General features: G+C 64.9%; 24 protein-coding genes. 10 read left to right on the forward strand and 14 right to left on the reverse strand.

Annotated elements, in window-relative coordinates; translation table 11 throughout:
• The first annotated feature begins 81 nt into the window (after positions 1–81).
• The 3 genes from ACZY08_RS05585 to ACZY08_RS05595 all read left to right on the forward strand — a co-directional run bounded on the left by ACZY08_RS05585 (position 82) and on the right by ACZY08_RS05595 (position 3,290).
• A complete protein-coding gene (locus tag ACZY08_RS05585) occupies positions 82–1,464 on the forward strand; it encodes a hypothetical protein (protein WP_463743563.1) in 1,383 nt (460 codons plus the stop codon).
• 129 nt (positions 1,465–1,593) lie between these two features.
• The gene (locus ACZY08_RS05590) at positions 1,594–2,802 is read left to right on the forward strand and encodes a cytochrome P450 (RefSeq protein ID WP_463743564.1); all 1,209 of its coding nucleotides are present in this window, start codon (positions 1,594–1,596) and stop codon (positions 2,800–2,802) included.
• 65 nt (positions 2,803–2,867) lie between these two features.
• Complete coding sequence (locus ACZY08_RS05595; RefSeq protein ID WP_463743565.1) at positions 2,868–3,290, forward strand: hypothetical protein; 423 nt, start codon at positions 2,868–2,870, stop codon at positions 3,288–3,290.
• 38 nt (positions 3,291–3,328) lie between these two features.
• Here the strand turns inward: ACZY08_RS05595 and ACZY08_RS05600 are convergent, their stop codons facing one another.
• A complete protein-coding gene (locus ACZY08_RS05600; protein WP_463744162.1) occupies positions 3,329–4,591 on the reverse strand; it encodes an amidohydrolase family protein in 1,263 nt (420 codons plus the stop codon).
• Between the two features lie 25 nt (positions 4,592–4,616).
• On the opposite strand from ACZY08_RS05600, the gene ACZY08_RS05605 reads away from it, so the two are divergent.
• A complete protein-coding gene (locus ACZY08_RS05605; RefSeq protein WP_463743566.1) occupies positions 4,617–5,489 on the forward strand; it encodes an AraC family transcriptional regulator in 873 nt (290 codons plus the stop codon).
• On the opposite strand, the gene ACZY08_RS05610 is transcribed toward ACZY08_RS05605, so the two are convergent.
• Positions 5,398–6,216, reverse strand: a complete 819-nt coding sequence (locus ACZY08_RS05610; protein WP_463743567.1) for a DUF2127 domain-containing protein — start codon at positions 6,214–6,216, stop codon at positions 5,398–5,400. The two genes, ACZY08_RS05605 and ACZY08_RS05610, sit on opposite strands and share 92 nt — an antisense overlap.
• Before the next feature lie 27 nt (positions 6,217–6,243).
• Complete coding sequence (locus ACZY08_RS05615; protein ID WP_463744163.1) at positions 6,244–6,825, reverse strand: O-methyltransferase; 582 nt, start codon at positions 6,823–6,825, stop codon at positions 6,244–6,246.
• 107 nt (positions 6,826–6,932) lie between these two features.
• On the opposite strand from ACZY08_RS05615, the gene ACZY08_RS05620 reads away from it, so the two are divergent.
• From ACZY08_RS05620 to ACZY08_RS05630, 3 genes are all read left to right on the forward strand, one after another.
• Complete coding sequence (locus ACZY08_RS05620; protein WP_463743568.1) at positions 6,933–7,640, forward strand: histidine phosphatase family protein; 708 nt, start codon at positions 6,933–6,935, stop codon at positions 7,638–7,640.
• Positions 7,641–7,769: 129 nt separating this feature from the next.
• Complete coding sequence (locus ACZY08_RS05625) at positions 7,770–8,078, forward strand: hypothetical protein (RefSeq protein WP_463743569.1); 309 nt, start codon at positions 7,770–7,772, stop codon at positions 8,076–8,078.
• Between the two features lie 113 nt (positions 8,079–8,191).
• Positions 8,192–9,118, forward strand: coding sequence for a DMT family transporter (locus tag ACZY08_RS05630; protein WP_463743570.1), 927 nt, complete (start codon positions 8,192–8,194; stop codon positions 9,116–9,118).
• On the opposite strand, the gene ACZY08_RS05635 is transcribed toward ACZY08_RS05630, so the two are convergent.
• Positions 9,115–9,765, reverse strand: a complete 651-nt coding sequence (locus tag ACZY08_RS05635; protein WP_463743571.1) for a winged helix-turn-helix transcriptional regulator — start codon at positions 9,763–9,765, stop codon at positions 9,115–9,117. The genes ACZY08_RS05630 and ACZY08_RS05635 overlap by 4 nt on opposite strands.
• A gap of 76 nt (positions 9,766–9,841) precedes the next feature.
• On the opposite strand from ACZY08_RS05635, the gene ACZY08_RS05640 reads away from it, so the two are divergent.
• On the forward strand, positions 9,842–10,246 hold the full coding sequence (locus ACZY08_RS05640) for a DUF1761 domain-containing protein (protein WP_463743572.1): 405 nt from the start codon (positions 9,842–9,844) through the stop codon (positions 10,244–10,246).
• Positions 10,247–10,252: 6 nt separating this feature from the next.
• Here ACZY08_RS05640 and ACZY08_RS05645 read toward each other — a convergent pair whose 3' ends face one another.
• The 3 genes from ACZY08_RS05645 to ACZY08_RS05655 all read right to left on the reverse strand — a co-directional run bounded on the left by ACZY08_RS05645 (position 10,253) and on the right by ACZY08_RS05655 (position 12,982).
• Positions 10,253–11,404: an MCE family protein gene (locus ACZY08_RS05645; RefSeq protein ID WP_463744164.1), complete on the reverse strand. Its 1,152-nt coding sequence runs from the start codon at positions 11,402–11,404 to the stop codon at positions 10,253–10,255.
• A gap of 240 nt (positions 11,405–11,644) precedes the next feature.
• Positions 11,645–12,361 (reverse strand): SDR family NAD(P)-dependent oxidoreductase, encoded by a 717-nt coding sequence (locus ACZY08_RS05650; protein ID WP_463743573.1) that lies wholly within the window; start codon positions 12,359–12,361, stop codon positions 11,645–11,647.
• Between the two features lie 42 nt (positions 12,362–12,403).
• Positions 12,404–12,982 carry a TetR/AcrR family transcriptional regulator gene (locus ACZY08_RS05655; RefSeq protein WP_463743574.1) on the reverse strand — a complete coding sequence of 193 codons (579 nt, stop codon included), beginning with the start codon at positions 12,980–12,982 and terminating at the stop codon, positions 12,404–12,406.
• Positions 12,983–13,070: 88 nt separating this feature from the next.
• Here ACZY08_RS05655 and ACZY08_RS05660 point away from each other — a divergent pair, with 88 nt between their 5' ends.
• Positions 13,071–13,631: a carboxymuconolactone decarboxylase family protein gene (locus ACZY08_RS05660; protein ID WP_463743575.1), complete on the forward strand. Its 561-nt coding sequence runs from the start codon at positions 13,071–13,073 to the stop codon at positions 13,629–13,631.
• A 7-nt stretch (positions 13,632–13,638) separates the two neighbouring features.
• Here the strand turns inward: ACZY08_RS05660 and ACZY08_RS05665 are convergent, their stop codons facing one another.
• Positions 13,639–15,801 (reverse strand): elongation factor G-like protein EF-G2, encoded by a 2,163-nt coding sequence (locus tag ACZY08_RS05665; protein ID WP_463743576.1) that lies wholly within the window; start codon positions 15,799–15,801, stop codon positions 13,639–13,641.
• Between the two features lie 118 nt (positions 15,802–15,919).
• Between ACZY08_RS05665 and ACZY08_RS05670 the strand changes: the two genes are divergently transcribed.
• Positions 15,920–16,741 carry a hypothetical protein gene (locus ACZY08_RS05670; RefSeq protein ID WP_463743577.1) on the forward strand — a complete coding sequence of 274 codons (822 nt, stop codon included), beginning with the start codon at positions 15,920–15,922 and terminating at the stop codon, positions 16,739–16,741.
• Here the strand turns inward: ACZY08_RS05670 and ACZY08_RS05675 are convergent.
• From ACZY08_RS05675 to ACZY08_RS05700, 6 genes are all read right to left on the reverse strand, one after another.
• Entirely contained in the window at positions 16,721–18,064 is a 1,344-nt protein-coding gene (locus ACZY08_RS05675; RefSeq protein ID WP_463743578.1) for a hypothetical protein, read from the reverse strand. The genes ACZY08_RS05670 and ACZY08_RS05675 overlap by 21 nt on opposite strands.
• A 14-nt stretch (positions 18,065–18,078) precedes the next feature.
• Positions 18,079–18,828, reverse strand: coding sequence for a hypothetical protein (locus tag ACZY08_RS05680; RefSeq protein WP_463743579.1), 750 nt, complete (start codon positions 18,826–18,828; stop codon positions 18,079–18,081).
• Positions 18,825–20,012 (reverse strand): hypothetical protein, encoded by a 1,188-nt coding sequence (locus tag ACZY08_RS05685; protein ID WP_463743580.1) that lies wholly within the window; start codon positions 20,010–20,012, stop codon positions 18,825–18,827. The genes ACZY08_RS05680 and ACZY08_RS05685 overlap by 4 nt, the downstream gene beginning before the upstream one ends.
• A gap of 102 nt (positions 20,013–20,114) precedes the next feature.
• Entirely contained in the window at positions 20,115–20,399 is a 285-nt protein-coding gene (locus ACZY08_RS05690) for a WXG100 family type VII secretion target (RefSeq protein WP_463743581.1), read from the reverse strand.
• A 96-nt stretch (positions 20,400–20,495) separates the two neighbouring features.
• Positions 20,496–20,939: a TIGR03668 family PPOX class F420-dependent oxidoreductase gene (locus ACZY08_RS05695; protein ID WP_463743582.1), complete on the reverse strand. Its 444-nt coding sequence runs from the start codon at positions 20,937–20,939 to the stop codon at positions 20,496–20,498.
• Positions 20,940–20,973: 34 nt separating this feature from the next.
• Positions 20,974–21,387, reverse strand: coding sequence for a hypothetical protein (locus ACZY08_RS05700; protein ID WP_463743583.1), 414 nt, complete (start codon positions 21,385–21,387; stop codon positions 20,974–20,976).
• Positions 21,388–21,449 lie beyond the last annotated feature (62 nt).

Genomic DNA, 21,449 nt, shown 5'->3' on the forward strand with positions numbered 1-21,449 from the left:
GCTCAAATTGGTGTCCGGGCTGCCCTCCCACCATTGCTAATGTCGCCGTTGTCCGGGCCGACGAAATTTGGGGGGTATCGCGTGCGTGAATCGGAAGCGGAATCCGGTGGGCGCTGCCGGAAGTGGTGGCCCGCGACGTTCGTCGGCATCGCAGGCCTCCTCAGCGGCTGTTGGTTCCCTTTTCCGTCCGCGGTTGAACTCGATCCGGTCACGTACCCCGGCAAGGTCGGTGTGCCAGGCCAGAGGTTGTTGCCCTCGCTGCAATCGGAGCCGGTGCCAGGGTGGCGGGTGGACCTCAACAAGCACCTTTCGGAACCGGTCAGGATGAATGCCGAATACATCGGCAACGACGGCGACCGCGCTTACTTCACTGTGGAGTACCTTGTCCGCACAAAGGGACTGAGGAAAACTGCGGTGCTGGGCATCGATGTCTCCAACGGTACGACGCTCTTTCCTCCGGTGGAGATCCCCGATGCCCGATCAGCGGACTGCTTTCTCAACGGCCCGCGACGGCTCGTGTGTGTGAACGATCAGTTGAGCGATGACCGCGACGATGTGTGGGTGGTCGACAGTGACGCAGGTGCAATCATCGCGCACGTTCCGACCGGACTGCGTTCACCACAGGAAGGCGCGGAAGCGCTCGAAGTCAAGCAGGTGGGCAACTATGCGGTCGCGTTGGAAGGTGGTGTGGGCGCGCACGGTATCGGCGACCAGGGACAGCTGACGTGGTCGGTGGCGGGCGACGGTGACCTGCTGTCCACGTTTGACCAGAGCCGATTCCCCGGCGACCCACCGGCATCGGTCGCGGCGACCATGAACGCTGACGGTCCGGAGACCGTGTTCTCCGTCGCCGACGGGGCGGTGCTGGCCGAAAACGTCGACCGGCACGTCGAACCCGTCATCGGCGGCTTCATGGTGGACGAGCAACGCGGCCGTGGTCCCCAGGTGTTCGGGTTCTACGACGAGCAGGGCACCAAGGTCGGCGAATATCGCCCACCTCAGGGGGCATCAGCTGTGCCCACCGGTGAAGGTGAGTTGCCGGTGTTGGCGATCAATCTCGACGACGCGCAGCTCGTGCTCGACAATCACGGCACCCCGATGTCAGTGGTCAAGACGGAGAATGCCGTAGCGACCCGATTCATCGGCGAACACCTCTTCATCAACCACGATCTCGGGGTCCACGGCAGTGACGTGGTGTGGAAGAAGTTCGACTTGGCGACCGGAGACCAAGTCTCGACGTGTTCCGGGGTACCGCTGGATTCGATGGACTTCGTCGGCTCCGACGGCACGGTGGTGGTCGGGCGTTTCGAACGTGACTGGGCGTTGCTGGCAGTCGACACCAATACCTGCGAGACGCGGTGGCAGATCGCCGATCCGCCCGATATGTGGGCGGCCGGTTCAACGCTTGTGCAGCTGCTGCCGCAGAGCGCCGAGTTCACCGCGCTGGTGCCGCCGACCAGGTGACGACGTCGTACCGGTGTGTGGGGGCATTCCCACGGTAGCCGATCGGATACTTGAACTGAACCTACTGTAACTATTACAGTTGGGCGTCCCGGAATGATGTCGGGTTTATTGCCTATCCGGCGGGAGATCATGTTGACGACGTCGCAGGTGGTGTTCGATCCGTTTTCGGCGGATTTCTTCAACGGCCCGTACGAGACGTATCGGCGCATGCGGGAGGAAGCTCCGGTCTACTACAGCGCCGAGTACGACTTCTACGCGCTGACGAGGCACGTCGATGTGGCGGCGGCGTTCAAGGACTTCGAGACCTACTCGTCGGCGTACGGCGTCGATCTGGCCATGGTCCGGACCGGGCAGAAGGCGCCGGCGAAGATGATCATCTCGCTGGATCCGCCCGAGCACCGGCACATGCGCAGCCTGGTGAACAAGGTCTTCACCCCCAGGGCGATCGGCGCGCTGCAGGACATGGTCGCCCAGCAGATCGACCGCTACCTCGCGGCCGTCGATCCGGTGGAATTCGACGTGGTGTCCGACTTCTCGGCGTACTTCCCGGTCGAGGTGATCACCACGATGCTCGGGGTTCCCGCGGAATCACGCCAACAGGTGCGGCTGTGGATCGATGCTTCGTTGCATCGCGAGCCGGGTCAGATCGAGATGTCGGAATCCGGGATGGAGGCGATGGCTCAATCGTGGCTGTTGTACTACGACCTGATCGGCAAGCGCCAGGCTGAACCGCGCGATGACATGATCAGCCGGCTGATCGCCGCCGAGGTCGAACGCGAGGACGGTGAGGTAACCCGCCTGCGGAATTCCGAAATCGCCGGCTTTGCCACACTTCTCGGTGGTGCCGGCGCGGAGACGGTGACAAAGCTGGTGGGTGCGGCCGTGGTGATGTTCGCCCGCCATCCCGATCAGTGGCAGCGACTCGTCGCGGACCGCAGCAAGATCCCCGCCGCGATCGAGGAACTGCTGCGCTACGAAGCTCCGGCCCAGTACAACGTGCGGCGCTCGCAACGTGAGATCCACCTGCACGGTGTGACGATTCCCGAGGGTAAGCCCGTGTTCCTGGTCGGTGGCTCGGCCAACCGTGACCCCGACGCGTGGACAGACCCCGACGCCTTCGACATCGACCGGGACCGCACCCAGGCCCAGAACCTCGGATTCGGATACGGGATCCACAGTTGCCTCGGCGCCGCGCTGGCCAGACTGGAATGCAACATCGCTCTGGACAAGCTCCTGGACTTCATGCCCCGCTACGAGGTGGCCTGGGACCGCTGCGAGCGAGTGAGTATGCAGAACGTCGCGGGATGGGCCCACGTCCCGGTGCGGGTACTGCGATGAAGGGCGAAAAGCCCTGCGGCACCGTGACTTACCGCATGCATGTGGTGGCTCGAGATGTGGCTGAAATGGCCGTCAATGCCGGCGGACTGATGGTCGACCGGATGATGAGTGGTTGGCGGGTGAGCGTGCAGCTTTCGCACGAAGGCGACGTACGGCCGGTGCAGATCCTCGGCGCGGAGTTGGTCGATGCGGTGACGTCACCGGACCTCGGGGACGAGGAACGGTGTGTCCTGGTCATGGCCGCCGATGCGTATGCCCGCGCGATGTCCGGCGATGATCGACAACTCCCGGCCGGTTGGGTAGAGGCCCTGGTCTGGGGTGAATCCCCCGACCAGGGCCACATATTCGGCCACAACCTGAGTGCAGCCGCGCGGGCGTTCAAGGCCCAGGCGTTTGCCGCCGCTCACCTCGCTGTCGAAGAGGTGGCCGCCGCCGAGGCGTTCACGTCGATGAACGCCGGAGTCAGCGGCGTCACCCTGCGCGCCTGAGTCAACGGCGTCACCCTGCGCGCCTGAGCCAACGGCGGTCAGGCCTTGGAGAGCTGCTTCTGCTCGTAGATGCGTGCCCACTCTGCGCGCGGGCGGATCGAGGTGTCGACATCGGTGGCCTGGGCGCGCAGTGCACCGACGGTCGCCTGATTTCGGGGGGTCAACTTGAACGGGTCCCAGCCGAAGAAGCGCGCCGAGTTCTCCCAGGTGATCTTGTTGATGTCGGAATCGCTTGCGCCGGCGGCATTCAACTCGGCCAGCACCTGCTCCGGAGCATCGGGCCAGAAGCAGTCGCTGTGCGGGTAGTCGCACTCCCAGGCGATGTTGTCGATGCCGATCTCGTGGCGCAGCTTCAGCGAGGTCTTGTCGGTCACGTAGCAGGCCAGTGAATGCTCGCGGAACACATCCGAGGGCAGCTTGTTGCCGAAGTCGCGGCGCAGCCACTTCTGGTTCGTGTAGTGCCGGTCGCTGCGATCGAGATAGAAGGGGATCCAACCGATTCCGCCCTCGGAGAAGGCGAACTTGAGGTCGGGGTAGTTACGCATCGCCGGTCCCCACAGCAGGTCCTGGGCGCACATCGCCGAGACCTGGGTGGCCAGGATGATGAGGTTGTCGATGGGGGCGTTGGGCGCCATGCTGATCGCGCCGAAGCCAGTGCCGATGTGCAGGCACATCACCACGTTCTCCTCCGAGAGCGTCCGGAAGACCGGGCCCCAGTAGTCCTCGTCGTGGTAACTCGGCAGACCCTCGAGGTGTGGCAGTTCGGGCATCGTGACCGCGCGGCAGCCCTTGGCGGCCACGCGGCGGATCTCGGCGCACATCCCGTCGGGAGTCCACGTCGGCAGGATCGCGATGGGGATGAACCGGTCCGGATAGCTGCCCGCCCACTCGTCGATGTGCCAGTCGTTGTAGGCCGACACCATCACGAGTGTGACGTCTTCACGCGTCATGTTGAGGTGCCGGGCGGAGAACCCGGTGAAGGTCGGGAAGCACATCGAGGCCAGGATGCCGTTGCGGTTCATGTCGCGGACCCGCTCATGCACGTCGTACACGCCCGGGCGCATCTCGGCGAATCCCGCCGGATCGCGGCCCCATTCCTCGGCCGGCCAGGACACCACGGCGTTGAGTCCGGACACCCCCTGCGGGCGTCCCTGATACATCCACTGGTCGACGCCCTTGTCATCGGTCACCACGATGGGCGCCTCGGGCTTGAACTTGGCCGGCACGTGGTTGAGGAACATGTCGGGCGGCTCGACGACGTGGTCGTCGATGCTGATGAGGATCAGGTCGTCGGTCTGCATCATTCAACTAGTACTCTCGGACAGCGTGACCGTCTCTGCACTTTCGGACAGAGGTTTAGCCGAATCGGCCAAACCTCGGCATATCGATCTGCGCCGAGGCGGACGAGCAACGGCAGGGAGCTATCTCTACGAGGGCGAAGGGCTCATCACCGGCTGGCACTTCCACGACGTGCATCAGATCGAGTACGCCCTGCACGGGGTGGTCGAGGTGGAAACCGAGACCGCGCACTACCTGCTCCCACCGCAGCAGGCCGCCTGGATCCCGGCCGGACTTCGCCACCAGGCGGTCATGAATCCCGACGTCAAGACCATTGCGGTGATGTTCGACCCCCAACTCCTCCCCGACGGTGGTGACCGGGCACGGATCATCGCGGTGTCTCCGTTGATCCGCGAGATGATGGTCTACGCGCTGCGCTGGTCGATCGAGCGGCCCCCCGGCGACGAGGGCGACGGTCACGTATCCGACACGTTCTTCGGGACCCTTGCCAACCTGGTCGCCGATGCGCTCGATCACGAAGCTCCGCTGAGCCTTCCGACCACCGAGCACCCGATCGTGGCGGCCGCGCTGGCCTACACCAAGGAGCACCTCGCCTCGGTGACAGCAGAGGACGTCAGCCGGGCCGTAGCGGTGTCCGAGCGGACGCTGCGCCGATTGTTCGCCGAGACGATCGGAATCTCTTGGCGCACATACCTTCTACATGCACGGATGCTGCGGGCGATGGCGCTGCTGGCCGGGCCTGACCAGTCGGTCCAGGCGACCGCCACGGCCGTGGGATTCGAGAACCTCAGCTCGTTCACCCGTTGCTTCAGTCAGTTCTGTGGTGAGACTCCGTCGGCGTATCGGTACCGCGCACGTGAGGAGCATCTGGAGCAGCCAGCCCGGCCCGCTCGACACTGAGCAGGCTCTCGGTGTGATGCTCGGCGCGGTAGGCCTCGCCGCCGCCGTTGATTCCGAAAAGCCTTTTGCTCCAGAGCAACCAGATCACCGCGGCCAGGTTGATCGTCAGCGCGCCGACGCGTAGTACGGTCACCTTCTCGGTGAGCTCATAGATTTCCAGCGGCAGGAAGACGCCGGTGGCGATGACCGCGAAGTACTCGCCCCACCGTTTCATGAGCCACAGCCCCACGGCTTCGGTGAACTCGATGAGGGCATAGGCGGCCACCCCGGCGGCGATCCACAGCAGGGTGGTCGACGACAAGGTGAACGCCTCGCCGATGTGCCGCACGATCTTGGAATCGTCTATGTTCCAACCGATTTGATCGGCCAGCGGCCGCATCAGCGGGATGTCCTTCTCGAACGCGTCCTGTAGCTGACTGCGTGACGCACGGACTTTCAGGATGCCCACCGCCAGCAGCACGAAGACGATGCCGCGGACCGCACGCTCGGCGGCGAGCAGTCGCATGATGGTGCGGTCTCGCAGGAGCCGGCCGCGGGGGATCTCCGGTGCGGTGTCGGCAGGCCCGTGACCGCGAGGAGGCCCGACGACAAACGTCTCGCACCGCAGGCAACGCCACGCCTCACCGACGGGGGTGTCTACGCGCAACCGGACGCGCAGTTCCGGTTCATCGGGGGCGAATGTCGCGTGCCCGCGCAGCCCGCACGACCGCAGGGCGAAATCCACCATGCCAGCACCGTAGCGCTGCCGAACCGGCTAGGTGCGGCAGCTGAGCTCCATGCTGTCGCTGTCGCGGGCCAGGAAGTTCACGCTGACATACCCGTTGGCGGGCTCGCGGACATGGTCGAGATAGGGCTCGGTGTCGGCCATCGACGTGTTGTCCGCGACCAGCAGCGCGCCCGTCGTGAGCTGCGGCTCCAGGAGTTCGACCACCGGCAGGTAGAGCTCCTTCCAGCCGTCGAGCAGGACGAAGCCGATGTCGCCCGTCACCGACTTCAGCGTCTCCAACGCATCGCCGTCGAGCACGGTGATCACATCGTCGAGACCGGTTTCGGCGAACGTCTTCTTGGCCGCGGCGATCTTCGTGGCACTCAGTTCGGTGGTGAACACCTGCCCAGATCCGTTGTCGCGCACCGCCGATGCCAGGTGCAGCGCCGAGAGCCCGAACGACATCCCGAACTCGACTACGATCGCGGGCCGGGTGGCCCGAACCAGGGAGTACAACAACCGGCCGGCCTCCCGGGTCACCGGCATGTATATGTCGCTGAGCGCATCCGCACGTTCCTGTGCGCTGGCATTCGACAGATCGGCGAACCGGCGCGACCCGTCCTCGCGCATCTTCTTGAACTGCTCGTCGGCCGCGGCGTACATCCGGTCCAGCGCGCCGGCGACCTTGTCATCGTTGAGGGTAGTCACGCTAACGAAGCTACGCCCGAGGGTGAATTATGGCCGGTGTGCGAAAACTACGAGCACTCCCGCTGTCCGCCGCAATCGTCCTCGTCCTCGCCACACTGGTGGCGCCGGTGGCGGCCGCAGGTGGCTACCGCTCCATCACCCTGACCTTCGTCCGTCACGCCCAGTCCGCGGGCAATGCCTCAGGCCTGATCGACAGCTCCACACCGGGGCCGCCGCTCACCGATCTGGGTCGGCAACAAGCCGTCGCCAGTGCGCAGCGCCTGGCGCCGCACCATTACGACGGAATCTTCGCCTCCACGATGATCCGGACCCAGCAGACCGCCCAGCCCATGGCCGACACGCTTCACGAGCCGGTCACCGTGCTGCCCGGACTCCACGAGATCGAGGCCGGCATCTATGAGGGGCAACCTGAGGCGAGCGCCGTGGAGACCTATTTCGCCGCGCCGGAACAGTGGTTGCGTGGCGACCGGAACGCCCGGATACCCGGATCGACCGACGGCAACGAGTTCGACGCCCGCTTCGACGAGGCGGTGCAACAGATCTACGACAGCGGCGACGACGATCCCGTCGCGTACTCGCACGGTGCCGCGATCATGTTGTGGGTCCAGATGAACGTCCGCAATCCCGATCCTCAACTGCTGATGCAGCACCCGCTCGACAACACCGGCTACGTCGTCATCAAAGGCAACCCGACCGACGGTTGGACGCTGACCGACTGGGACGGGGCCGGAAGCTAGCTGCCGGCCAGGAGCAAAAGTGATCCGCCGGCCATAAACTGGCGGAATGCGGCGCCGGTCACGTCTGGGTGGCACCACGCCCGGGCGCGGATACTGTGAGCCAAGGCAAGCGGAGATGGGAGCGGGGCTATGAGGTTTCGGTTGTTGCCATACGTGACCGTCGAGGTCGACGACCGGGTCCGACTGCGGGCGCGCAGGGCCGGCGAGCGGCTCCGGGTCAACCTCAGGGCCTACCTGCGTAGTGCTGCCGACGAGGTCGAGACTGCCAGCGGCCGGGTCCGCGACCTGTGCGACACCGCGGTTGACCGCGTCGACCACGCGGTGGCCAGCGTCAACGACAAGATCGCCCCCGAACCGCAGTCCGCCCCCGACGCCCCGTTCACCGGATCCGTCGGCACCTCCGACGAGCCCCCGAAACGGCATCTGCAGGTCGTCTAGCTCCCGGTCCAACCCCGGGCGGCGCGACAACCGTCGGCGCTCTACGGTTGGAGGGCACTGGCCTTCTCCCTCTGGAGGGGTCGACACATCGGCCCGGGAGGGGTTGACGAGGCTTGCTCGGCAACAGTCTTGCGGTGCTGTTCGCCCTGTGCGCAGCAGTTTTCGCGGCTGTCGGCATCGTGGTGCGACAGCGCGCCACCATGGACGTTCCGCCAGGGAAGGGCGTCAGCACGGTCATGCTGCGCACCCTGCTGCGCCGCAGGTTGTGGTGGGCGGGAACCGCGTCGGCTGTGGCCGGGTACGTGTTCCAGGCGTTGGCGCTCGGGTTCGGCTCGCTGCTACTCGTCCAGCCGGTGCTCGTGTCGGCGTTGTTGTTCGCGCTCCCCTTGAGCGCCCGACTGGCCCACCGGAAGGTCAGCCGCGCCGAATGGGCCTGGGCCCTGCTACTGACCGGGGCGTTGACCGTGTTCGTCGCGCTGGCCAGGGCCAGCACCGGGACTTATGGGGTATCTGTGGCCACCACGGTCACCGTCGTCATCGTGTGCGCAGCGGCCGTCGGCCTGTGCGTCCTGGCAGCCACGCGGAGCACCAATTGGCGCCGCGCGGTGCTCTTGGCACTTGCGGTGGGCGTGATGTTCGGCGTGGTCGCCGTGCTGACCAAGATCGTGATGCACACGATCGCCGTGGACGGCGTGCTCGCCGTGCTGACCACGCCGGCCCTGTACCTGGTGGTGGCGCTCGGAGTGGTCGCGACGCTGCTTCAGCAGTCGGCATTTCACGCCGGATCGCTGCAGACCTCGGTGCCGACCATGCTGGTGCTCGAGCCCGTGGTGGCAGTCGTGCTCGGCTCAGTCGTCCTGGGCGAGCACCTGTCGATCACGGGCTGGGAACCGGTGGCCCTGTCCGTGGCGGTCGGAGCGATGGCCGCAGCCACCATCGCACTGGGCCGTGACGAGGGCGCCTACGAGGAGAAGCTCGAGGCCGAACTCGAAGGCAAGGCTGCCGTGCCGCGCATCCAGACGGCCGGCGAGGACCGCTAGGTTTTCGGCGCGTTTCGCCGGAACACTTTGCGCAGGTCTGTGGCACGGCCCTGCAGGTGCCCCGTGTTGATCGCCTGATCGACTGTGATTGTGCCGGCTGCGAGAGTGACCACGGTGTCTGCCGATGCGCTCAAGATCGTGTGCGGACGCGGATCGGGTGCGGCGCTGGCGTGAGGACCGGTTTGATCGATGCGGAGATTGATGAGGTAACCATCGACCTCGAGGCCGATGGAAACAGGCGGATTCGCCGTCGCGCCCTGGAGCAGCGCGGGGATCGCGAGGACGAGCCAGCGGGGATGGAAAGAATCGTCGCCGCGGCCTGACGCCACGAGCGGGGCGCCCCACCGGCCCAGTGCCTCCATCGGTTCGCGTAGTTCGGAGCCCCATCGCGTGAGCGCATAGACGACCCCCGACTCTTCCAGGCGGCGTTCAAGAATCCCGTTGCCTTCGAGGCTCCTCAGCCGCTCGGCGAGCAGGTTCGTGGCGATTCCTGCGAGCGAGCTTCTCAGTTCGCCGTATCGCAGGGGGCCGGGCAGCAGTTCTCGCACGATCAGCAGGTTCCAGCGGTCGCCGACGACGTCGAGCGCCCTTGCCAGCGCGCAGAACTGGCCGTAAGAACGTGAAGTAGAACGCTTGACTTCATCCATCGCGATTGATTTTATAAACTACCAGCGTTTCGCCGCAAGGTGTACTTCAGTCAACCGACAGTCAGGATGCCTTGACATGCAAATCAATTGGCTCAGCGTCGTGCTCGCCCTGATGGCGGGCATGGTGGTTGCCGGTGTCTGGTACGGGAAGCTGTTCGTCGAGGTCTGGTGGAATCTGACCGGCATCACCCCGGAGCAGTCCAAGGCGGCAAGCAAGCGGAACATGGTCCAGCTGTTGATTGCCAACGCAGTCACTGCGGTAGGGCTCGCTGCCGCGATCGCGGTGACGGTTTCGGCAACCGGGATCCACTCGGTCTGGCTGGCACTCGTCGTCGGGTTCGCAGCATGGCTGGCGTTCTCGGCGACGACGCTTTTTCAGCACAACGCATTCGAACTCAAGCCGCCGAAGTTGACGGCGATCAATACCGCGTATCAGCTCACGCTCTTTCTCGCGATGAGCTTGGTGATCGGTCTTTTCTAGCGACGGCTAGGGGTTGATCGTGTGCTCGCCGATCTGGCGTCCCCACACGTACTCGGACACCAGCGGCTGGCCGAGTTCGAAGTGGTTGTAGGGCGCGATCGAGGCACCGATGTCCATCACCAGATACGGGGCCGGCCACAGGTCCTTGGTGACCGGCTGCCAGCAGCCGGGCCGGCCTTCGGGCCCACCGGTGGCATTCACCCGCGGCAGGTTGTCCGGATACACCCACGCATTGGGCGCACCGACGAGGAAGTCCTGTAGCTCGAATCCATAGCCGTTTCGGGTCTGCTGGGCGAACTTGGGGGCGGCCAGGGCGTAGTTGTGGATCATGCAATACAGCGCCGGGCTGTTGCGGTCGAGCATCGCACTGACCGGCAGGAGGTCCTGTGCGCCGCGGACCAGGTAGGGGCCGCCGCGCTCGAAGATGTCGCCGCCGGTGTTGCCGAAGCCGACCGCGGCCACGAGGGCCTGGTCGAGGTTGCCGCGCTGCTCGTTGAGGGTGCGGGCGGTGGTGACGGCGTTGGTCAGGCCGTCGAACAGGTCCGGGGCGGCGTTGGCGTAGACCTCGCCCAGATCGGCCAGACCCGAGATGTCGCGCCGGATCTGGGGCATGCGCGGGTTGAGGTCGGACAGGATGTCGTTGCCGTTGACGATCGACTGGCCGAACTTGTCACCCAGACCGTCGAGCGCCTGCGCGGTCGCGGTCAGGGTTTCGTTGAGTTTGATCGGGTCGATCTGCTCGGAGATCGCGGTGATCGTCTCGAACAGTGTGTTGAACTCCGTCGTCACGCCCTCGGCCCGGATCGGCGTGTCCGGGGAAATCCGCTGTGGCGACGGATTGTCGGGCGCGACGAACGAGATGTACTTGTTGCCGAACACCGTGGTGGCCTTGAGTTCGGCGGTCACATTCTCGGGGATCAGCCTGAGGTATTTGGGCTTGACGTCCACGGTCAGTCGGGCCTGCTGGTCGCCGTCGACCTCCGCTACGTCCACGGCGGTCAACCGGCCGATGGGCACCCCGTTGAAGGTGACCTTCGAGCCCGGGTCCATCGACAGGCCAGACCGGTTGGACAACACCGTGAGCTGCGTTTTTTCCTCGAAAACCCCGCGGAACTGCATCCACGTCAGCACCAACACCGCGACCACGAGGATGACCATGCCCGCGCACGCGGACTTATACGGTGGGTCGTACCGCCAGTGCTTGAACCGCTGTTGGAAGCGGTCCCGCACCGTCGCGGTGGATGAGGCCACGGCAAACCTCCGACGTATTGACGCAGCCAGCTAGTAAGTGAGCAAACTTTCGCAAACAACTAGAGACAACTGCAACTACAAGCCGCCCAGTGCGGCGAACATCAAATTGCCAACTCTGGGAGACCCCCGTCACAGCGTAAGCGCTGATCAGGTATTTCTGCCGCCATTCACCCCGACGACCTGGCCGGTGATGTAGCCGGCCTCCTCCGAGATGAGGAATGAACACGTTGCTGCAATGTCCTCCGGTCGCCCTATCCGCCGGACCGGGGTGGCGTCGATGGTGTTCTGGATGTCGCCTAGCTCGCCACGGGATTCGGCGGCGCGCAGCATCGGCGTGTCGATGAAACCCGGCGGGACGGCGTTCACCGTGACCCCGGCCGGACCGAATTCCAGTGCCAGAGACTTGGTCAGCCCGTTGACGGCGGACTTGGCGGCCACATAATCGGACATGTACGGGACACCGGAGTGCGTGCTCGACGAGGAGATGTTGACGATGCGGCCCCAGCCCGCGGCGATCATGTCGGGCAACGCGGCCTGCACGACGTGGAAGACGCCGTTGAGATTGACGTCGACGACCTTCTGCCAACGCTCGAAGGTGAGGTCGGTGAACGGCGTGAAATCGCTGAGACCGGCCGAGTTCACCAGGATCGTGACGGGGCCCAGCTGCTCACGGACCGCCTTGAACACCGCGTCGACCTGGGCCCGGTCGGTGACATCGGCGGCGTAGGAGTGCTCGTCGTCAGTCGAGTTGAGGTCGAGGGTGGCGACCCGGTATCCGTCGGCGGCGAGGCGGTCGGCGATCGCCTTGCCGATTCCGGATGCGCCTCCGGTCACCAGTGCTGTTTTCTGTTGCGGGGTGGTCATGCCTCGTCCTTTCGACAATTCGTTGAATATCAAGCGTTTTCGTCAACGCCGCGGAGTCCGCAGGCCGAGCGTGCGGCGCGCCGCGTCGACCAGGTAGCGCGAGAGGTCCTCATCGGAGGCATCCGCTCCGGCGACGCCGGCCGCCCCGGCGATCCCGGCGAACACCATTGCTGCCTTGACCGTCCCGGCCGGGCCCGGATCGACATCGGCCAGCAGAGCCATCTGCCGGTTGATCACGCCGTCCCATTCCGGTCGGTTCCGCAGCGCCTCGTTCACACTGGGATCGTTGGCCAGAGCGGACACCAGCGCCCGGTTGCGGACCGCCAGTTCGGCGTAGCCGCACACCATCTGATCCGCGCGGGCCGCCGCGCTGCGCTGAAGCTCGGCATCCTCGATCACGGTCAGCATCCGAGCCAGGAATGGCTCGACGACCGCGGTCAACAGCTGTTCGCGGGTGCGGAAGTGGTAGTAGATGGCAGCTTTCGTGAAGTCCAATTCATCGGCGATCATCTGCAGGGACGTGCCGGCGAAGCCGTGTCGGGTGAACAACCGGACGGCAGCCTCGACGAGGCGTTCGCGGGTGGTGTTGGAGCCGGCCGGTTCGGCCGTGCCGGTGTCCATCGGTGCATCCCCTCGTGTGCGCTGCAGCTGAACTTCCTTTACGATCGTAAAGGAAGTTACTAGTCGATCGTAAAGTAGGGCTATTCGCATGTTGACGCCATTGCCGGCCGAGGACTGGGACGATGAGGCACGCGAGGCGTTGGCCTCCACGGTGCCACCGGAGCGCCGCCGCCCGGACAAGGTGGGCAACGCGTTGTCGACGCTGGTTCGCCACCCCGCGCTGGCCGCGACCTTCCTGCCGTTCAGCGCATACCTGCAGAAGGACTCCACGCTGCCCGAGCGCATTCGCGAGTTCGTCATCCTGCGGACCTCTTTCCATCATGGCTGTGCGTACGAGTGGGCACATCACAACGCGATGGCGCGCCAGGTGGGGTTGACCGATTCCGATATCGAAGCAGCTCAAAGTGGTTCGGCGGCGGATGAATTCGACCAGGCCGTGCTGGACGCAGTCGATGAACTGCATTCCGGATCCCGGATATCCGCCGCAGTCTGGGAGCGCCTGGGGCAGCGACTCGACGACCGGCAGCGGATGGACCTGATGTTCACCTTCGGCGGCTACAGCACACTTGCCTTCGCCCTCAACACCTTTGACGTCCAGCCTGAGGAAGGCGCAGGCAGCGAGGAGTTCTACGCCACACAGGCGAACTGAAGAACCGCTATGCCGAGCGGCGCACCCGAGCCGCAGCCGATTCGGGCATCGGCTCGTAGCGGGCGAACTGCCGGGTGAACGCTCCGGACCCGTGCGACAGGGACCGCAGGTCGATCGCGTAACGGGTCAGCTCCACCTCGGGAATTTCCGCCTTCACCACGGTCCGGTCCTCGTCGGCCTTGTCGGTGCCCAGTACGCGGCCGCGCCGGCTGGCCAGATCGCTCATCACCGCACCCACCAGATCGTCGGGAACCACCACGGTCACGTCGTCGATCGGCTCGAGCAGGTTCACACCGGCGGCCGCAGCGGCTTCCCGCAAGGCCAGCCCGCCGGCCATCTGGAAGGCGAAATCCGAAGAGTCGACACTGTGAGCCTTGCCGTCGACCAGCGTGACCCGGATATCGACGACGGGGTAGCCGGCCTCCCCGTGATCGACGGCCATTCCCTTCTCCATCTGGGCCCGCACGCCTTTCTCGACGCTCGGAATGAACTGGCGCGGGACGGATCCGCCGACGACCTTGTCGACGAACTCAAATCCGGTGCCCTCCGGTAGCGGCTCGACCTCGATATCGCAGACCGCGTACTGTCCGTGCCCACCGGACTGTTTGACGTGCCTGCCGTGTCCTTTTGCCTTGCCGCCGAGCGTTTCCCGCAGTGGTACCCGCAGCTCGACGGTGTCCACCGTGACTCCGTAGCGCCGGGACAACGCGTCGAGCACCACCCCGGCGTGCGCCTCACCCATGCACCACAGCACGATCTGGTGGGTTTCGGGATTCTGCTCGATGCGCAGCGTGGGGTCCTCGGCGGCCAGCCGCTGCAACCCGACGGAAAGCTTGTCCTCGTCGGTCTTGGCGCGGGGCTGCACCGCGATCGGCAGCAACGGGTCGGGCATCGTCCACGGGCGCAACACCAGGGGATCGGCCTTGTCGCTGAGGGTGTCGCCGGTCTCGGCCCGGCTGAGCCGCCCGATCGCGCAGATATCGCCCGCCACCACCGACGGTGCGGGGCGCTGCTGCTTACCCAGGGGGAACGACAGAGTGCCGATGCGCTCGTCCTCATCGTGATCGGCATGTCCGTGTGACCCCTTGGCAGCCACAGAGTCGTTGAAGGCAGAAAAATGGCCCGACACATGCACGGTGGCGTCGGGCCTGATGGTGCCGGAGAAAACCCGGACCAGGCTGACCCTGCCGACGTAGGGATCCGACGTCGTCTTCACCACCTCGGCCAGAAGCGGCCCGGACGGATCGCAGGCCATCGGCTTGCGGGAGGCACCGCTGGCGGCGAACACCTCGGGCAGACGGTGCTCGGGCGGTGACGGGAAGCCACGGGTGGCGATCTCGAGCAGTTCGAGCGTGCCGACCCCGGATCCGCTGCACACCGGGATCACCGGGAAGAACGAGCCGCGGGCCACGGCCTTCTCCAGGTCGGCGATCAACACCGCCTCGTCGATCTCCTCGCCGCCGAGGTAGCGCTCCATCAGCGTCTCGTCCTCGGACTCCTCGATGATTCCCTCGATCAGGGAGCCGCGGAGTTCGGCGATCTCGTCGTCATAGGCGCCGTCGGGCGGCTGGGTGGTCCTGGTGCCGCCGCTGTAGCAGTAGTAGGTGCGGGTGAGCAGACCGATCACTCCGTCCTGGGCCGGGAAGTAGAGCGGCGCGACCTTGTCACCGAAAGCCTGCTGGGCGCCGGCCAGCGCATTGGCGTAGTTGGCGCGCGCGTGATCGAGCTTGGTGATCACCACCGCCCGCGGCATGCCCACTGTCGCGCATTCCTGCCACAACGCCTTCGTCGGTTCATCGATGTCCTCGTTCGCCGCGATGACGAACAGCGCGCAATCGGCGGCGCGCAAGCCGGCACGGAGTTCCCCGATGAAATCCGCGTATCCGGGAGTGTCGATGAGATTGACCTTGATCCCGTTGTGCTGCAACGGGGCCAGCGACAGCCCGACCGAGCGCTGCTGACCGATCTCGGCCTCGTCGAAATCGCAGACCGTCGACCCGTCGACCACCGAACCCGCGCGGGTCAGCACACCGGCGGCGACCAGCAGTGCCTCCACGAGGGTGGTCTTGCCCGCACCCGAGGGGCCGACGAGCGCGACGTTGCGAATGGCGGCGGGGCTGTCCGCGGTGGGAACAGCCCCGTTGCCGGCCGAATGGGATTTGTCCGCCATGGCACTCCTCCTGGTGTCCCCGGGGCGCCCCGCTGCGGCCCGCCGGACCTGCTCTCCACAATTCCCCGATGTGACCTGGAGCACAAGATCTGCCCGATCAGGCTGTCAGAATATGTCCATGACGCATGCGCCCAGCCTCGGTACGACAGAGCCTCTGCACGCGGTGGGCGCTGTGGCGGTGGTCGATCTGGAGGCGGCCTGCGAACTGTATGGCCGCGACACACTGCCGTTTCCGTTGGGCCGCAGTCGACCGGTGGGGTCGGTGTGGCTTCTCACCAGACAAGTGGGGCCGATCGAAGATCGCCTCAACGGTGGCGATCTTGCCGGAGTCCGGGCGTGGGTGGAAGCCTTTGTGCGGGCTGATGATTGCGTGGGATGCCGGGTGAGCTTCTCCGATCAGGGCACCCCCGATCTTCGTCTGAACGGCCTGCTGGCGGATGAGTCGGGGTTTGTCGCGGTGCAGCGTACTGACCATGACGGTGTGGACACCGTTGACATCTACGCGGTCGCACCGGGGGACGTGAGCGCGGTGATCGCTGAATCTGTCGGCCTGCTCGGTGCCGGTTCACATGCGCGTATCACGGTTGCAGGCTTGGGCGATCGACTTCCGGCGCCACCACGTGAGGCGGTCGAAATGTATGACGACCTCGGCTTCCCGATCCCCCACGCTGAGCCGGAAGGCCCGCCAGTGCGCGTTGTGGATGGGAGTGAAGTCGTGGCGATCGGGACAGTGCAGTCGATGTCCGGCCCGATTCGGTACTGGGTCAACGTCGACGATGATGGCGACTACCTGTACGCGCCTGATGATGCCGGCTATGCCGAACCGCTTGACGCCGAGACCCTGCGGGCTTGCATCGATGGATCTGTCGCCGACGACGTTGCTGATTTGGGCAGCGAGATATCAGGCGGGTGGGACGAGTCAGCCGGGTGGGACGAGTGACGAAAGCTCGTTGTTGACGCGTAGGACGAGTGACGTGTTCACCCGCCAGATGTCTTTGGCTTCGTCGGTGGTAGCTCCGGGTAGCGTCCACAGGATTTCACACGTATTCAGATCCATGGCCTGAGCCAGAGCCGGCGTCCGACCACCGCTCATCACGACCACGTCGCCGCTGGAACCCAGGTAGGAATACCAGAGCGCTTCGTTGTCGCAGGTTTTGCCTTCTTTGCCGGTCCGCAGGTCGAACTGCCTCCAGACCCTCCGGTCCTCATCAGTCGAGACCAGCAGTGTCGTGCCGGCCAGGCGGGTGTAGGGCATCAGTTTCGGTTGCGGCAGCTCCAGGAGGGGCTTGCCGGCCATGGTGAGGAATCGGTCCGCGGTATCGGTTCGTGCCACCGGAATGACTTCAGAGCCGGAGAGCAGCTTTGCCTCACCGTCGAGTCGGCCCTGTTCGCGGCCGGCTTTGTCGAAGAATGTGATGCCGGCATCTCTGTATCCGCGCTCGCGCTGGTAAGCAAAGCCATTCGGGTAGACGACAGCTCCGCGAGCTTCTTCACCGGCGGGCACCGTCGGTGGGAGCACCTTGCCATCGGCGAGAGAGAACACCGCGTCGGGTTCACGGAGGCGGGACGCCACGGCCAGGGACGGCGCGGGGACATCGCTGGCGTCGTCTTTCGGGAAGTCCACGAACCCGGTGCCGGGCACGTGCCAGGTCAGTTCGGCGTGCGGGCCGACACCGTAGACGCCCCGATTGTCGACGGTGGCCACCAGGTAATCGCCGAGTTGCTGGACGGCCGGATCTTCCTTGCGCATGGACCATTTCAGGTCGGTCGGCCCGTCATACAGCAATCCACCGGTGTCGGTGTCGATGACCCAGGCATGTGCCGGGACACCCGTCCCACCTCGAAGGCACACGACCATCTTCGGGCCATTGCCAAAACAGGCCGAGGCAAGCATGTCTTCGGCGCTTCCGTGACGGCCCAATTTGATTGGCTCGAACAGTTTGTGCCCGTTGCTCACATCGATGCCGGTCACCCACCAGTCCCGAACGGTCATCGCCAGAAAGATCGCCCGGTCCCCGATGTTGCGGATGGGTGAGTAGCGGATATGGGCTTTGGCATCCAACCCGAGAGTGGCTGCGCCGATCCTCCAGCCTCGTACCGGTTGGCGGTGCATCGGCATCGCGAACAGAGATTGCCGGGGTAATCCCAATTCCGTTGCGGTCGGCAGTTCGTCGCGCACCGGCTGCCCGTCGACCACGCACCCGGTGGTCATCAGCAGCACAACCGTGCACAACGCCGCCGCCACTCGAGACTGGATATGCATGCGGTGGTTCCTAGCTAGACAGTGAACTTCTGCTCATCAAGCCGCCGTAGGGCATGACCATCGGTCAGTTCGTCACGGCATTCGGGATGCTGCCAGTAGAACCGCACCCACTCGCGCAGTGCGTCGCTATTGGCGGTGATGGTGCCGGAGCCCAGCTTTGCGCTGCGACCTTTGGGGAGGACGAAGACGATCAGATCGGTGAATGACGTCTTGCCCTTGAGGGGGTGGTCCAGGATCTCTTCGACATTTTCCCACGTTCCACGTGCGAATGAATTCCACTGACTTTCCCACATTTCGAAACCTTGTGGACCCAAGTGCAGATGCTTTCCGTCCCGGTATTTGAAAATTCGATAAAGTACCGGCGCGCCGTAGATGACATAGAAAATGCAACCAGCGGGCATTATCAGCCGGTTGGTGCCGGATGGAATGAAATCGACCATATCGAACTGCGCGAATATGAGAAACGCACCCGCAGACAAGACCCCCAACAAGAGGCCGATGCTGAATATCAGATCGGCATGTCTCTGCGGACGGACTTTGGTGCCTTCGGGACCGCACTCGACCCTCGGATGGGCTGTCCCTGACAGTGGGTAAGCGAGGTGGAACAGCAAGCTGAAGAGCAACAGCGATGCGCCGAGGCAGAGGGCTGCCGTCAAATAACTGCCGCGGGTGAACCAGATGACGGCCCAAGCGGCGACGAAGCCGCCGCCGGCTGTCAATATGCCGAGGATGAATGCCAAACGTAGGTAACCGGAGGTCTTCATCGGGGACAAAAGGTGTTGCCGATCCAGTTGCCGAGGGCTTCGCCGCCCAGGGCCGCGGTCAGACCGATCGGTATGGCGAGCGGGCCTGTCTCTGACGCCGCGATGCCCGCGAGCGTACCGGCGGTAACCGAGGTGACGCCCTCAGCTGTGGCGACGCATTTCTGGAAGCTCGTCTCTGCCACGGCGATGTCCCACAATGAGGTGGCAATACTTACGCCCGGCCCGAAGTATTTGCCGGTAGCGCCCAGCGGGCTCAAAATAGGATGGTCGATGAGGTTGATGGGAACGTCTGCCTGACGACCATCCGGTGTGCGGACGTAGGCGGTTTCCTTGCCATCCGGCCACTTCGTCACCTCGGCGATCGTGCCATTTGCGTATTGGGTCGTGCTGATGGTCTTGCCGGCCATCCCGTACTGAGCCCAATCCGCAAAAGTGACAGTCGTTGTCCTGGAAACCTCGTTCCCGTTTTTATCGATATGCACGTTGGTGGTGAGCGGCCCTCGATCTGAGAAATTCGGTTTGGCATCGACGGTCTCGATGTGCTTGCTGCCGTCCATCATGTATCTGGTCGTGGTTGTCGAGACCGCTTCTCCGGTGGCGGGGTTGTACTGCGTCTCCACTTTTGTTTCCCGGACAGTTTGCGACATGTCAGTGTCGCGCAGCATGCCCTGCTGCAGCATTCCGATCGTTGACAACGGGTTCGGTACCTCGTCGCCGGGCTTCTGGATGCCGGGCAACAGACTGCCCAGGCCGCCTGGGTTGGGCACCTCGAATCCGTGCTGTTGCGCCGCACTCGTCACTTTCCCGGCTGCATCCTCGTCGGCCGCACCCACCTTCGCCAGCAGCAAGTTGACATTGACTTGCTCGGACTGAGCGCGCTTCTCCAGCGCGGCAGCCTGTTCGACGGTCATCTGACCGCCGTGGACCAACACCACCCACTGATCGCTGACATGCAATTGGCCGGTTGCGTCGATCTCATCGGCTTTGTTCAGCAGCGCGGTGCGGGCACTACCGATCGGGCCGGCGGCGCCGCTGAGCGCATCACCCACGGCCGTGGTGTATTTCGAGAATTCATCGGTCTGCTTTTTGGCCCGGTCGAACATGCCCGTCGCGGCGTTGTGCGCATCGCCTGACCATGCCTTGGTCTCCGGCATGGCCTTGAGGTTGCTGTTGATCCGGGACACGGCTTCACCGACGGCCGTACCGGAACTCTTGATGGCTTGTCCAGCGGGCGTCAGCGAGTCTGGATTCCAGCGTTCCAGTCTGGGGCGTGAGGGCAACACCGGTCAGAAGATCCCTTTGAAGCTGCCTGCCAGGTCGGCGTCGCTCACCTCATAAGTGTCGCCCGCACCACGCACCGCGGTACCCATCGCGTTCACACTGGTGGCGATTTTCTCGGCCACCTGTTTGACGTGCGCGCCGACGAGGCGTGCCGCCCATTGCGTGGTCGATCCGTCCAAGCCGTCCGCAGCGGTGGCGACCTTGTTGCCGACATCAGCCTCGCGGATCAGCCCCGACGCGATATCCACCTGACCGGCAAAGGCGCGCAGGACCTCCGGGTCAACCTCCATGACGGCCTCCGTTCAGCTGTTGGCTCGTTGCATCATCAATGATGTTAGGGCAGGTCGGTGGCCCCGCTGATCACCAATTTGGCTGCTCGGAGACGTTCACACCTGCCAGGACGACCAGCGCGTGACCTCGACGGTGACAACGGGGCCGTTGAGCGCAATCCGCTCGTACTGGGGGTATTTCGCGCGCAAAAGTCCATAACCGGTGGCCATCGCATCACCGCTGTGATGGACTGCGGCCCGCCCATCGGCACGTACCCACCACAGGTGCGCCCACTCGCCGGCGTAGTGGTCGACCAGCAGGCTCACCCGGGAATCGCCTTCGATGTTGGCCAGCCTGCGCAACCGCTGGGTGGACTTGGGCTTGGCGTCCACCGCGGTGTAGATGGTGGCCGGTGTGGGTCCGTCACCGGATAGCAACACCGCGAACACCACCGGCACCAGATGCGGTGCCCCGTCGGCACCCAGCGTCGCGAGTACCGCACAGGGTGCCGCGGCGAACCGCGCTGCGGCATCGAGAGCTGCGGCATCGAGATCGGCCATCACTCCAGACTATGTGGATGACGCCGGCAAAGTCTCAGGGCGGCGGTAGGTCGCCGGGCAGCTCACCGTCATCCGGCAGCGGCGGCAGCTTCATCAGCTCGTCGTAGGTCAGGTCGTCGCCCTCACCCGGTGGCGTGGGCCGGCTCGGCATGACGATGGTGGGCCGGTAGTCCTCCGGCGGATTCTCGACGGGCGCGACGCAGCCTACGCCGTAGGTGGTGTTGGCAGGCACTCCGGCGTTGTCGACGCAGCAGGTTGTGGCGACGGCGTCGAAGTTCTGGTCGGGACCGGGTGCCGTCGTAGAGGTACATGCCTCGTATCCCTGCACGTCGAAGGCCGCCGAGGCGGTTGCGATCGTCGATTGACCTGCGGCGCAGACGGCCACGAAGATGGCAGCTGTGGCGAGCGGACGCCGCCGACGTGTGAGGCTGGTGCGGATGGGCGTCATGGGCGCCAACCCTAATCAGCCGGTATCGCCACCGTCCACTGTCGGGCCCGCGGTGCGATTCG

The organism is Mycobacterium sp. IDUB_9, from assembly GCF_055419505.1.